This is a genomic window from Massilia sp. BGA-UO-ETr-WB1, from assembly GCF_059567845.1.
In genome coordinates this window covers 115,843-128,443 of sequence record NZ_JCAQOT010000023.1, presented here as the reverse complement: position 1 = coordinate 128,443, position 12,601 = coordinate 115,843, and the positions used below count along the sequence as shown (strand labels likewise).

Annotated in this window: 13 protein-coding genes and 1 other RNA gene; 4 read left to right on the top strand and 10 right to left on the bottom strand. The window is 65.6% G+C overall.

Annotated elements, in window-relative coordinates; translation table 11 throughout:
- Positions 1–4: 4 nt before the first annotated feature.
- On the top strand, positions 5–667 hold the full coding sequence (locus tag AC56DV_RS09060) for a hypothetical protein (protein WP_496313972.1): 663 nt from the start codon (positions 5–7) through the stop codon (positions 665–667).
- A gap of 45 nt (positions 668–712) precedes the next feature.
- Here the strand turns inward: AC56DV_RS09060 and ffs are convergent.
- Together ffs and ubiD are read right to left on the bottom strand one after the other, a co-directional pair.
- Positions 713–811: signal recognition particle sRNA small type (ffs, locus tag AC56DV_RS09055), an RNA gene on the bottom strand.
- 60 nt (positions 812–871) lie between these two features.
- The gene (gene ubiD, locus AC56DV_RS09050; protein WP_496313971.1) at positions 872–2,356 is read right to left on the bottom strand and encodes a 4-hydroxy-3-polyprenylbenzoate decarboxylase; all 1,485 of its coding nucleotides are present in this window, start codon (positions 2,354–2,356) and stop codon (positions 872–874) included.
- A gap of 514 nt (positions 2,357–2,870) precedes the next feature.
- On the opposite strand from ubiD, the gene AC56DV_RS09045 reads away from it, so the two are divergent.
- Complete coding sequence (locus AC56DV_RS09045; RefSeq protein ID WP_496313970.1) at positions 2,871–3,791, top strand: transglycosylase SLT domain-containing protein; 921 nt, start codon at positions 2,871–2,873, stop codon at positions 3,789–3,791.
- Between the two features lie 68 nt (positions 3,792–3,859).
- On the opposite strand, the gene nusB is transcribed toward AC56DV_RS09045, so the two are convergent.
- From nusB to ribBA, 3 genes are read right to left on the bottom strand one after another with little or no spacing between them, the layout of a single operon-like run.
- The gene (gene nusB, locus AC56DV_RS09040) at positions 3,860–4,330 is read right to left on the bottom strand and encodes a transcription antitermination factor NusB (protein ID WP_057157791.1); all 471 of its coding nucleotides are present in this window, start codon (positions 4,328–4,330) and stop codon (positions 3,860–3,862) included.
- 41 nt (positions 4,331–4,371) lie between these two features.
- Positions 4,372–4,863, bottom strand: a complete 492-nt coding sequence (gene ribH / locus AC56DV_RS09035; RefSeq protein ID WP_496313969.1) for a 6,7-dimethyl-8-ribityllumazine synthase — start codon at positions 4,861–4,863, stop codon at positions 4,372–4,374.
- A gap of 45 nt (positions 4,864–4,908) precedes the next feature.
- A complete protein-coding gene (gene ribBA, locus AC56DV_RS09030; protein ID WP_496313968.1) occupies positions 4,909–6,018 on the bottom strand; it encodes a bifunctional 3,4-dihydroxy-2-butanone-4-phosphate synthase/GTP cyclohydrolase II in 1,110 nt (369 codons plus the stop codon).
- Positions 6,019–6,194: 176 nt separating this feature from the next.
- Between ribBA and AC56DV_RS09025 the strand changes: the two genes are divergently transcribed.
- Both AC56DV_RS09025 and AC56DV_RS09020 read left to right on the top strand, forming a co-directional pair.
- Positions 6,195–7,088 carry an SMP-30/gluconolactonase/LRE family protein gene (locus AC56DV_RS09025; RefSeq protein WP_496313967.1) on the top strand — a complete coding sequence of 298 codons (894 nt, stop codon included), beginning with the start codon at positions 6,195–6,197 and terminating at the stop codon, positions 7,086–7,088.
- Positions 7,089–7,254: 166 nt separating this feature from the next.
- On the top strand, positions 7,255–7,677 hold the full coding sequence (locus AC56DV_RS09020) for an OsmC family protein (RefSeq protein WP_496313966.1): 423 nt from the start codon (positions 7,255–7,257) through the stop codon (positions 7,675–7,677).
- 13 nt (positions 7,678–7,690) lie between these two features.
- Here the strand turns inward: AC56DV_RS09020 and AC56DV_RS09015 are convergent, their stop codons facing one another.
- The 5 genes from AC56DV_RS09015 to AC56DV_RS08995 are packed head-to-tail and all read right to left on the bottom strand — an operon-like array spanning position 7,691 to position 12,592.
- On the bottom strand, positions 7,691–8,317 hold the full coding sequence (locus AC56DV_RS09015) for a riboflavin synthase (RefSeq protein WP_496313965.1): 627 nt from the start codon (positions 8,315–8,317) through the stop codon (positions 7,691–7,693).
- A gap of 9 nt (positions 8,318–8,326) precedes the next feature.
- Complete coding sequence (ribD, locus tag AC56DV_RS09010; RefSeq protein ID WP_496313964.1) at positions 8,327–9,424, bottom strand: bifunctional diaminohydroxyphosphoribosylaminopyrimidine deaminase/5-amino-6-(5-phosphoribosylamino)uracil reductase RibD; 1,098 nt, start codon at positions 9,422–9,424, stop codon at positions 8,327–8,329.
- A gap of 26 nt (positions 9,425–9,450) precedes the next feature.
- Entirely contained in the window at positions 9,451–9,987 is a 537-nt protein-coding gene (locus tag AC56DV_RS09005) for a GspH/FimT family pseudopilin (protein WP_496313963.1), read from the bottom strand.
- Between the two features lie 20 nt (positions 9,988–10,007).
- On the bottom strand, positions 10,008–10,463 hold the full coding sequence (locus AC56DV_RS09000; protein ID WP_496313962.1) for a type IV pilin protein: 456 nt from the start codon (positions 10,461–10,463) through the stop codon (positions 10,008–10,010).
- A complete protein-coding gene (locus AC56DV_RS08995) occupies positions 10,460–12,592 on the bottom strand; it encodes a pilus assembly protein (protein WP_496313961.1) in 2,133 nt (710 codons plus the stop codon). The genes AC56DV_RS09000 and AC56DV_RS08995 overlap by 4 nt, the downstream gene beginning before the upstream one ends.
- Positions 12,593–12,601: the final 9 nt, after the last annotated feature.

The window sequence follows — 12,601 nt, the reverse complement described above, 5'->3', positions numbered from 1 at the left end:
AAAAATGAAAAAACTCGCTTTCGCCCTGCTGTGCATCCTGCCCCTGCTGGCCCACGCCGAAGAGCGCGAATGGGCGCCGTACAGGAAAATCGTCGATGCGGCCAAGATGGACAAATTCTACAGCCTGCCCGCCGCCGAGCGCGACAAGCTGAAGGTCTATACCCGCTTCGTGCCGCAGAACAAGGCCATCGCGCCCGGCAGCCTGAAGCTGACGGTGGTGCACGCCGAGGGCAAGTCGCCGCTGGTGCTGGACGAGCAAGGCCGCACGGTACTGGTGCCCAACGAGAAATGGCTGGCCGAGGACGCCAAGATCTGGACCAACCAGCCCAAAGGCGAAAAAGCCGGTATTGGCTTCGACATCGCGGCGGTGGTGCCGGAGGCGCCGCAATGGCGCTACGCCACGGTGATGGGCAGCGTGCCGCAGGCCAACGCCGCCATCGACAAGGTGGCCGGCTCGCTGAGCCTGTTCGCGCCGACGATGAAAGTGGTGATCTTCAAGTTCCGCAAGCCGGCCCAGCTTTCGGTGCAGGCCAAGGACGGTGAGAAACGCTACGTCACCGATGCCAAGCATCAGATCAAGCTCAAGCTGGACAAAAGCCTGCTGGCGGAAAACCCGATGGTGACGGTGAGCGAGCAGCCCTACGAGGCGGAAGTGGACGGCGAGTAATCCGATGGACGAAAAAAAAGCTGCATAAGCAGCTTTTTAATCTAAAGAGGCGAGCCTGATCTGCGGCACTTGCGGTGAATAGCTGTGGCTGCTTCGTTCCCGACCTGACCAGGTTGGCCATGCCGCAATGCGCAGGGGCCCGCCGGGCGCAATTATAGCACTAGTTGCCGCCCTGTGCGACTACCGTCCCGGCTGCGGTCCCAACTACAGTCCCAGCTCCTGCCAGATCTGGTCCACGCGGCTTTTCACTTCGGGCGCCATGACGATGGTGGTGCCCCACTCGCGCGTAGTTTCGCCCGGCCACTTGTTGGTGGCGTCGATGCCCATCTTGCTGCCCAGGCCGCTCACCGGGGAGGCGAAATCCAGGTAGTCGATCGGCGTGTGGTCCACCAGCGTGGTGTCGCGGGTGGGGTCGACGCGGGTGGTGATGGCCCAGATCACCTCGTTCCAGTCGCGGATATTGACGTCCTCGTCCACCACCACGATGAACTTGGTATACATGAACTGGCGCAGGAAACTCCACACGCCGAACATCACGCGCTTGGCGTGGCCGGCGTACTGCTTGCGGATCTGCACCACCGCCATGCGGTAGCTGCAGCCTTCGGCCGGCAGGTGGAAGTCGGTGATCTCGCTGAACTGCTTTTGCAGCAAGGGCACGAACACTTCATTCAGCGCCAGGCCCAGCATGGCCGGCTCGTCCGGCGGCTTGCCCGTATAAGTGGAGTGGTAGATGGGGTCGCGCCGCATGGTGATGCGGTCGATGGTGAACACGGGGAAGGAATCCTGCTCATTATAGTAACCGGTGTGGTCGCCATACGGCCCCTCCAGCGCGTGCTCGTAGCCGCTCGGATGGTTCGCATCCGGGTAGATATGCCCTTCCAGCACGATCTCGGCCGAAGCCGGCACGCGCAGTTCGCTGCCGATGGCCTTGACCAGCTCGGTGCGGCTGCCGCGCAGCAGGCCGGCGAACTGGTATTCGGACAAGGTGTCCGGCACCGGCGTCACCGCGCCCAGGATGGTGGCCGGGTCGGCGCCCAGCGCCACCGCGATCGGGTACGGCTGGCCCTTGCTCTGGATGGCGTGCTCGCGGAAGTCCAGCGCGCCGCCCCGGTGCGCCAGCCAGCGCATGATGACCTTGTTCCGGCCCAGCACCTGCTGGCGGTAGATGCCCAGGTTCTGGCGCTTCTTGTTCGGCCCCTTGGTGATCACCAGGCCCCAGGTGATCAGCGGCGCCACGTCGCCCGGCCAGCAGTGCTGGATCGGCAGGCGCGACAGGTCGACGTCGTTGCCTTCCCAGACGATGTCCTGGCACGGCGCGCCCTTCATCTCCTTCGGCGACATGTCCCACACGGCTTTCACCAGCGAGCCCATGTCCATCAGGTCCTTGAAGCCCTTGGGCGGCTCCGGCTCTTTCAGGCGCGCCAGCACATGGCCGATCTTGCGCAGTTCGCTGGTGTCGTGGGCGCCCATGCCGAGCGCCACGCGGCGCTGCGTGCCGAACAGATTGCCCAGCACGGGCATGCTGTGGCCGGTGGGATTCTGGAACAGCAGGGCCGGTCCGCCGGCCCGCAAAACGCGGTCGCAGACCTCGGTCATCTCCAAATGGGGGGAAACTGCTGCCAAAACAGGCTTAAGCTCGCCCATTTTTTGCAGCTGAGCAATAAAATCACGCAAATCGGAATATTTCATACTTTTTTACTTTTTTTTCGCTTCGGACGGGCTGGACGAGGTTTTTCGGTCAAGTGGTTGATTTTATTGGTTTTTGCTGGTTTGCAAGGCAAAAAGCTAGATTCATAAGTTATAAAGAACGGTCGTGTTAGTATTGACGTGATATAAAACGGCTTCTACAATTTGCCTACTTGAAGAGGACATGGTCACTTAGCCAACTTTATCACCGCTAAAGACTGTCGCTCATTCATTCACGGAGTCGGGGCTCCACATGACATTTTAAGGAGTGTTTTCAAAAGGCGTCTGCCTTACCCCCGAAAAAAGTTGTATTGCGACTGTTTACATATACGCCTCCAGCATACGCTCCAGGTAGTAACAGCTCAGGCAAGCAATGATGGCGTTCGGCGCGCGCCCACGGCGGCTTCGAACGAATGATATTTCTGATGCACGGCATTGGCACATCGATACGACCGCGTATGCATTCATTGCACGCGGCAGGGATGCGCTCGTTACGGACATTTCAGGGGAGTTCTGAATGACTAATCGTTTCACCTCGGTAGCAACCGCTACCCGTCAGCTGGCGCGTGCCGCAGCTGACCTGGCCGGTTCGCGCGTCACCGCGCGCAGCGTGCTGACCACCGCGCAACACACTTTGACCGTTTTCGGCGTCAGCGCCCTGGTCATGATCGCCGTACTGTTTGCCCGCCCCGACCTGGCGCAGGCCCTGAGCAAAAGCCTGCTGCCGGAACCCGCCGCCGTCGCCACCGTCACGGCGCCGCCGCTGCACGAACTGATGGAAGCCCCTGCCGGCGGCATCGCCACCGCAGCCGCGTCCGACGCCCCGCTGACGGCCGAGGAAAAAGCCATCATGGGCACCCGCAAGCAGCAGGAATGGGTCACCTCCTGGCTGTCCAAGCGCTACCGCGTGGCCGGCGACGCCACCAATATGCTGGTGTCCACCGCCTATCTGACGGCGCGGGAAATCAAGCTGGACCCGCTGCTGATCCTTGCCGTGATGGCGATCGAATCGGGCCTGAACCCGTTCGCCGAGAGCCCGATGGGAGCGCAGGGCCTGATGCAGGTGATGTCCAAGATCCACCATGAGAAGTTCCAGGACATGGGCGGCGTGCAGGCGGCGCTGAACCCGGTGGCCAACATCCGCGTCGGTTCGCTGATCCTGAAAGATTACGTGACCCGTGGCGGTTCCGTGGAAGCCGGCCTGAAAACCTACGTGGGCGCCGCCGCCTTCGAGACCGACGACGGCTACGGCTCGCGCGTGCTGGCCGAATACAAGCGCCTGAAGCAGGTTTCCGCAGGCAAGAAGGTACCCACCTCCACGCCGGTGATGGCGGCCGCCCCAGCGCCCGCCAAGCAGGTTGAAACGGCCGTGGCCGCCAACACCGCACCGGTTACCGCCGCAGCCAAGCTGCCCGATGCCCAACTGGCCGGCCTGTAAGCTTCCCTCTCCTTTCCTTCGGACGTAAAAAAAGCCGCTTCAAGCGGCTTTTTTTACGTCCACAAGCATCAGCGCTTCTTGTCGTTCTCGACTTCTTCCGGGCGGATCTTGCCGGCCAGCTTGTCCAGCACGCCGTTCACGTACTTATGGCCGTCGATGCCGCCGAAGGACTTGGTCAGCTCGACCGCTTCGTTGATGACGACGCGGTACGGGATTTCCAGGTTGTTCTTCAGTTCGTACGCGCCGATCAGCAGCACGGCGTGTTCCACCGGCGACAGTTCGGCCACGCCACGGTCCACCAGCGGCGCGAAGGTGGCGCGCAGTGCTTCGGACTCCTTGATGGCGCCGTACAGCAGGTTGGTGAAGTGCTCGGCGTCGGCCTTGTCGAAGCCGTGCGCGGCGCGGATGTGGTTGACGACGGTTTTCGCGTCTTCATTGTTGAGCAGCCACTGGTACAGGCCCTGCAGCGCGAACTCGCGCGCGCGGTGACGCGGCGTGCGGTTCTTGCTCGGGTTGGCGTGCGTAGAGTTGTCGGTCATGATTTCCTGCCTATTCTTGTTTGATGCTGCTTAAGTACTGATTATTCTTCGTCGTCGCTGCCGTCTTGCTGCAGTTCTTCCAGCGCGATCGACAGGTTGGCCATTTCCACGGCCACGCGGGCGGCGTCCGCGCCTTTGACGGCCATGCGCACTTCGGCTTGCTCGTCGTTCTCGGTGGTCAGCACGGCGTTGGCGATCGGGATGCCGAAGTCCAGGCCGATGCGGGTAATGCCGGCGCCCGATTCATTCGACACCAGTTCGAAGTGGTAGGTTTCGCCGCGGATGATGGCGCCCAGCGCGATCAGCGCGTCGAACTGCTGCGATTCGGCCAGCTTTTGCAGCACGAACGGGATCTCCAGCGCGCCGGGAACGGTCACGTGCAGCACGTCTTCATCGGCCACGCCGAGGTGCTTCAGTTCGGCCAGGCAGGCCGACAGCAGGCCGTGGCACACGTCTTCGTTGAAACGCGCTTGGACGATACCGACGCGCAGACCTTCGCCGGACAGATTGGTTTCGTAGCTTCCTACGGTCATGGTGCGCCTCTTTTCTGTATATATATGAATGTGGGTTGAACGGGATTACGCGGCCGGCTTGGCAACGTAGCCCGTGACTTCGAGGTCGAAACCTGCCATGGAAGGCATTTTACGCGGGCTGGCCAACAGCTTCATCTGGCGCACGCCAACCGCGCGCAGGATTTGCGCGCCGATGCCGTAGTCGCGCAAGCCCATGCTGGCGGCGCGGCCCTGCGGTTTGGCGTCCTTGCCCAGCGCGTCGAACTGGCTGAACAGCTGTTCGGCTGTCTCTTCGCAGTTCAGCAGCACGATCACGCCCTGCTCGGCCGCTTTCACCGCCTGCATCGAGGACGAGATGTTCCACGAGTGGGTGGTCGCTTCCGATTCCAGCAAGTCCAGGATGGACACCGGCTGGTGCACGCGCACCAGCGATTCCTTGCCGGCCGCCATGTCGCCATGCACCAGCGCCAGGTGGGCCGAGCCGGTCGGCGTGTCGCGGAAGGCAATCATGCGGAAGTCGCCGTAGGCGGTCTTCAGCGGACGCTCGGCCACGCGCTGCACGATGCATTCGTTCTGGCTGCGGTAGTGGATCAGGTCGGCGATCGTGCCGATCTTCAGGCCGTGCTCCTGGGCGAATTCCAGCAGGTCCGGCAGGCGCGCCATGGTGCCGTCGTCCTTGACGATCTCGCAGATCACCGAAGCCGGGGTCAGGCCCGCCATGGCGGTCAGGTCGCAGCCCGCCTCTGTATGGCCGGCGCGCATCAGCACGCCGCCCTTTTGCGCCTTCAGCGGGAAGATGTGGCCCGGCTGCACGATATCCATCGGCACCGCGTTCTTGGCCACGGCCACCTGGATGGTCTTGGCGCGGTCGGCCGCCGAAATGCCGGTGGTGACGCCTTCGGCCGCTTCGATCGACACCGTGAAGTTGGTGCCGAAGGAGGTGCCGTTGCGGGCCGTCATCATGGACAGGTCGAGCTGCTTGCAGCGTTCTTCGGTCAGGGTCAGGCAAACCAGGCCGCGCGCATGCTTGATCATGAAATTGATCGCTTCCGGCGTGACGAAGTCCGCCGCGAGCACCAGGTCGCCCTCGTTTTCCCGGTCTTCCTCGTCGACCAGGATCACCATGCGGCCAGCGCGCAACTCGGCGACGATTTCTTCGGTGCTGGAGATAGACATTTCAAATCCTTCGGTTCAGGTTTCTTTAACCCTCTATTTTAAAGGATTTGGAGAAACTAATCTGGAACTCCGCCTCGATTCCCTCCGTAAGCCCTGAATTTATACCGATGGTAGCGCTACACAGGACCCCGCTTTTCGGGTAAGGTAATGTGACCATCACTCATCGAATCGCTACCGTGACTGCACAAACAACCGACCTCGCGCCCCGCCTGACCTGGCAGCTGGGCGCCGAACTGGGCGAAGGCCCGCTGTGGCTGCCCGAGCAGCAGCGCCTGTATTTCGTCAACCTGAAGGGCAGCACGCTGCACGCGCTGGACGCCGACGGCACCCGGCATGCCTGGACCCTGCCGACCTTCATTTGCTGGATCGTGCCGCGCCGCGACGGCGACGGCTTCATGGCCGGCCTGCGCGACGGCGTGGTACGCCTGTGGCTGGAGCCCGAGCTGCGCTTTGAATACGTGGCGCGCCCCGCCGAAGGCAAGGCCGGCGTGCGCCTGAACGACGCCAAGGCCGACCCGCAAGGCCGCCTGTGGTTCGGCAGCATGAACTCGGCCGACGTGCACAGCCCGGACGGCCAGCTGTTCCGCCTGGCGCCAGGCGGCGAGCTGACGGTGGCGCAGGACGGCGTCCACATCTGCAACGGCCCGGCCTTCAGCCTGGACGGCAGCGTGATGTACCACAGCGACAGCCTGCTGAACCGCACCTACGCCTACGACGTGGCGGCGGACGGCAGCCTGGGCCCGGCCCGCCTGTGGCGCCAGTTCGGCCAGGGCGAGGGTTCGCCGGACGGCATGACCGTGGACACCGAAGGCTGCGTGTGGATCGCCCAATGGGGCGGCGGCCGCGTGTGCCGCTACAGCGCGGACGGCGAACTGCTGGCCACCATCGCGATGCCGGTGTCGCAGCCGGCGTCCTGCGTGTTCGGCGGCCCGGACCTGAAGACGCTGTACATCACCACCGCTTGGGAAGGCATGGGCGACGCCCGGCGCGCCGCAGAACCGCTGGCCGGCTCGCTGTTCAGCGTGCAGCTGGAAGTGGGCGGCGTGCCGCCTGCCCGCTACGGCAAATGACATCCGCATCGGTATGCCCCGGGCGGCCCCGCCGTCCGGGGCATCTCCCCATTGATTCACCTTGAGCAACTATCGGATGACTGCCCGGCTCTCCCTTAAGTGAGCGGCGCGCATTCTCTGTTCGGCATAGGATGGTGACTCCCGTAACCCACAATGAGGAGGCACTATGAAGACTCACGGATCGGCCGTCTGGTCGGGCGGCATCAAGGACGGCAAGGGCGCCATCAGCACCCAAAGCGGCGCCATGAAAGACTACCCTTACGGCTTCGCCAGCCGCTTCGAGGGCAAGCCGGGCACCAACCCGGAGGAACTGATCGGCGCCGCGCACGCGGGCTGCTTCACGATGGCGCTGTCGCTGATCCTGGGCGAAGCCGGGCTGACGGCGGAAAAAATGGAGACCAAGGCCGAAGTCACGCTCGACAAGGTGGCCGACGGCTTCTCCATCACCGCCGTGCACCTGACCTTGCAGGCCAAGATCCCGGGCGCGGACAAAGCCACCTTTGACGAACTGACCGCCAAGGCCAAGGCCGGCTGCCCGGTATCGAAACTGCTGAACGCCAACATCACGCTGGACGCGACCTTGCTCTGACTTACTTATTCACTTACTTACCGGCCGACAGCATGCGTTCGACGTAGCGGGCGATCAGGTCGATCTCAAGATTGACCTTGCCGCCCACAGTCAGGTGCTTAAGCGTGGTGACGGAAATGGTGTGCGGGATCAGGTTGATGGAGAACTGGCACACCATGTCGTCGCCGCTGCCGATGTCGTTCACGCGGTTGACGGTCAGCGACACGCCGTTGACCACCACCGAACCCTTGAACGCCAGGAATTTGGCCAAGTCGCGCGGGGCTTCGATCACCAGCTCCCACGATTCGCCAACCGGCTCGAACTTGCGCACCACGCCCAGGCCGTCCACGTGGCCGGACACCAGGTGGCCGCCCAGGCGCTCGGCCAGGGTCAGCGCTTTTTCCAGGTTGACTTCGGAGGTGCCGTCCAGCCCCACGGTGCAATTCAGGCTTTCGCGCGAAACATCGACCTTGAACGTGCGGTCGGTCTTTTCAATGACGGTCATGCAGGCGCCGTTCAGGGCGATCGAGTCGCCCAGGGCGACGTCGGCCAGCGGCAGGCCGCCGGCGTCGATTTCCAGGCGCACGCCTGCGTCATGGCCGCCCTCCAGCGGCTGGACCGAAGTGATTTTGCCGACTGCGGCAACAATTCCAGTAAACATGGTGCTATCTCATTGTGAAGTGAATCTGGCAAGGATACGCAAATCTGCGCCGATCTGCTGAACCTCGTGGAATTTCAGGCTCTTGCGCCCGCTCAGCTCCGTCAGCGCGGGCAAGGCGAACATGCCCTGGGCGTCGCCCAGCAGCATGGGCGCCAGGTATACCAGCAGCTCGTCCACGCAGCCTTCGCGTATCAGGGAGCCGTTCAACTTGCCGCCCGCTTCCACGTGCAGCTCGTTGATCTGGCGGCGTCCCAGCTCGCGCATCAGCTCCGCCAGGTCCACCTTGCCGTGCGGGTTGGGCAGCGTGATGATCTCGGCGCCCACGGCGCGCAGGGCGGCTTCCTTCCCGGTGTCGCTGACGGCGGCAACCACCCAGGTGCCGCCGCCTTCCAGCACGCGCGCGGACGGACTGATGTCCAGGCGGCTGTCCACCACGATACGGCGCGGCTGGCGCGGCGTGTCCACCGAGCGCACATTCAGTTGCGGATCGTCCGCCTTGACGGTGCCGATGCCGGTCAGGATGGCGCAGGCGCGGGCGCGCCAGGCGTGGCCGTCAGCGCGCGCCTCGGGTCCTGTGATCCACTGGCTTTGGCCATTGTGCAGCGCCGTCATGCCATCCAGGCTGGCGGCGGTCTTCATGCGCACCCAAGGCAGGCCGCGCGTCATGCGCGAGAAGAAGCCGATGTTCAGCTCATACGCCTGGTGCGCCAGCAAGCCGCTGGAGACTTCGATGCCGGCCGCCGCCAGCTTGGCCAGGCCCTGCCCGGCCACCAGCGGGTTCGGGTCCTCCATTGCCGCCACCACGCGGCCCAAGCCCGCGCGCACCAGCGCGTCCGAGCAGGGCGGCGTGCGGCCGTGGTGATTGCACGGCTCCAGCGTGACGTAGGCGGTGGCGCCGCGCACGTCGTGGCCGCGCGCCTGCGCGTCCTTCATGGCCTGGATTTCAGCGTGGTCCTGCCCGGCGGGCTGGGTGACGCCGGCGCCGATCACGCGGCCGTCGCGCACAATGACGCAGCCGATGCGCGGGTTGGGCGAGGTGGTGTACAGCCCCTTGGCGGCCCATTCCAGGGCCAGCTTCATGCCTTCGGTGTCGTTGTTGATGTCCACGTCGTTGGTTCGCTCAGTTTGCCAGCTTAGTCAGCGCTGGTGCAGATGTCCGGTTGCGCGACGGGATCGCACACCCTTACCCGGCCCAGCATGTTGATCTTGATGAGGCGTTTGTGCTCGCCGGCTTCCAGCGTCAGCGTGCCCCAGCGCGCCGCCTGGCTGTTGCCGGCCTGGCAGCTGCGCCCAGCGCCATTATATGCAAGATACTGGGCGCCCGTGCCGGAGGTGAAGCGCGAAGCGAGGCGCACGCCTCCCTCCAATGGCTGCTGGACGGCGATGCGCTCCTCGCCGGGGTCCGGGCGGCGGTTGGCGTTAAGGTCGGCGAAGATGGTCCAGCCGTGCTGCCATGCCGCACCGGCGGGGTCGGCAGGCGCCATCAGCACCACGCTGCCGCGCGCGATGGCGAGGGAGCGGGTCAGGTCGATGGCGCCCAGCAGGTCGTTCAGGGCGGCCCGCAATTGCTGCTTTTGCAGCACGGCTTGCAGGCTGGGGACGGCGGCGCCTGCCAGGATGCCGGCTACCGCCAGGGCCACCAGCATTTCTACCAGCGTATGCGCGGCCAAGGTTCGGGGGCGCGGCGGTCTCAGTGCCAGCAGCGCGCGCCCTGGCCCGTCGCCAGGCGCTGGCCGGCGCTGGTCAGGATCAGTTTTCCGCATTCGTCGTCCTTGTAGCGCGCGTCCACCCGGCTGGTGCCCGGCGTGGCAATCAGCTGCACGCAGTTTTCGATGGTCTCATCGCTGCAGGCTTTTGCCTCGATCTCGTAAGCGCTGCCGGCCGCGCTGGTCCCGGACCACCATTTGAACTGCCGCCCGGCCGGTTCGGTGGAGCCGGATGAGAATGCGATGTAGCGGTTGTGGGCGCTGAAGTGGCGCTCCTGTTGCTGCATCAGCACTTGCAAGGCCGCCTGCCCTTCCACGCGCTTGCTGCGCATGACGAACTGGCTGTAGGACGGATAGGAGAACGCCGCCAGCACCATGGCGATCACCAGCACGATAAGCACTTCCAGAATAGTCCAGCCCCGGCTGCGGCGCGTACTCATGGCCTGCTCTCCCGCGCCCGTGCGGCCCGATGCAGCTCGCGCCAGTTCGCCACTTCGCGCCAACCGACGCGGCCGGCGGTGACCACGGCCCGCGTGCGCGCGGACGATGGCGCGCCCTCCACCCGGGCGCCCAGGTTGACGGCCGTGATGCGCTTTTGGGCAACCGGACGCCCGCCGGCCTGGCGCGCGGGCGGCGCTGCATCCGACACGATCACGGCCGGCGGGCCAGGCAGATAGTCGGCAACCAGGCTGCCGCTGGCCTCGCCGGACATGGGCAAGCCGTCGCTGCCCGGCGCCAGCCCGGTCAGGATATCCATCGCGTAGCTGCGGCTGGCGATGGCTGCGCAGGCGCTGGCGCCGGGGATGACCGTGTTGAAGAAGACCTGCCCTTGCGACGCCACGGCGCGGCTGACGCTGCGCTCCCCGCCGGCGGTGCCGCCGAAATCGACATACCAGCCTTGCTTGCCGGCTGCGCCGCCGTAGGTGAAGGCGCGGCCGCGCAGTTCGAGCACGGCGGCGCCGGGCAGGCCTTGCAGCGTGCGTTCGGCGAGATCCGCCCTGCCCAACGGCCAGCCGGCGCCCCGGCCGTCGTCCAGCACCGCGTAAAACGATTGCTGGGCGTAGTAGGCGGGGTCTCGGTCGCTCGCGCCGAACAGCTGGCCCGTCCCGAACATGATCAGGTAACCGCCGCCGGGCGCATGGACGGCGCGTGGCTGCCCGGTGATCGGCTGCAGCACGCGCTGGGCGTCGCGCGCCACGAAGACCGGCCCTTCGGCCGCGCCGCGCCACGGCGCACCGCCGCTGAAATCGAAGCGCCACAGCTTGCCCTGCAGATCGCCGGCGTAGGCAAAACGCAAGGCGCCGCCGCTGTCCAGCACCAGTGCCGGCGCGCCCAGCACGTTGACGCGGCCCGGTGCTCCGACCGGCGTTTGCAAGCGATAGTAATTGCGGTTCAAGCGCCAGGATTCCCCTGCAGGCTTGTCGAGCGCCAGCAGGAACAAGGCGCTCGCATTGCCCGTATCGGCGTTGCCGTCGGCGGCGTGGTTGTTGATGCCGCTGCTCACCACGGCGAAATAGCGGTAGTCGTCCGCGCCGCTGCGCAGTCGCAGCCGGGCGATCTGCGGCAGCGAAGCGACGTTGCCCATCGCAGCGTCATCCCGGTCGGTGAACTCCCACAGCGCGCCGCCGCCCAGCGGGAAGCTGGACGGGTCTGTGACGTCCAGCGCGAATACGCCCTGCGCGCCGGCGCCCATGGCCGACACCAGCACGGTCCTCCATGCGCCGGCCAACTGTGCATCGGCCACGCTGGCCGGGCCGTCGACATAGGCGGCATGCCCGTAGCCGCGGTCCGGCAACCGGTTCAGCCGGGGAAACAAGGCGTCCGGTACATAGGCGAACAACTCGGCCCCGCTGGCCGCGTCGAACGCGTGCAGCATGCCGTCATTGGCGCCGAGGTAAACCGCCGGACGGCGCACCCTGTGGCTGTCGTAGTGGGCACGGTAGCTGTCGCTGCCGCTTCCGCTGGCTCCGCCGGCGGATGGCGGACCGGCGTAGACCGGGGTGCTGTTCACGGCGTCGCCGAGGATGCTGGTACGGCGGCGGAACAGGCCATCCTCCTGACTGCGGTCGCCGCGCAGCCAGGCCAGGCGTTGCTCGCCCCTGCCGTCGGACACGGGACGCGCCGGAGGCGGCGCCCGGTTCAGCGCGGCGCGCTGGGCTGCGGACAACTGGTCCCATGCCAGCGGCACCGTTACGCGGACGCCCTGCTCCAGTTTGGACGTGTAGATGCGGCGCGAACCGGCGGCGTCGGGCAAGGCATCCAGCAAAGCGGCGGCATCCCACTGCGGGGGCGTGATCTGCGGCGCGCCGGATGCATCCAGGCTGAGCGCAGACCGGGTGAACCGGCCGCTCCAGCCGGCCGGCCGCGCGCTGGCCTGGAACACGGCCATGCCGGAAGGGGTGGATGCCACGACGGCTGCGGCGCGGAAACTGTCCGGGCGAGGCACACAATCCGCGCCCAGCGGCTCGGTGGCCAGTTCCACCAGCGGCGGTGCTGCCGCAGCGGCGGCAGCGGCTGCGGCTGCGGCGATTGCCAAGACCGCGCAGTGCCAGCCCAGCCGCTTCGGCATGCGCGCCGC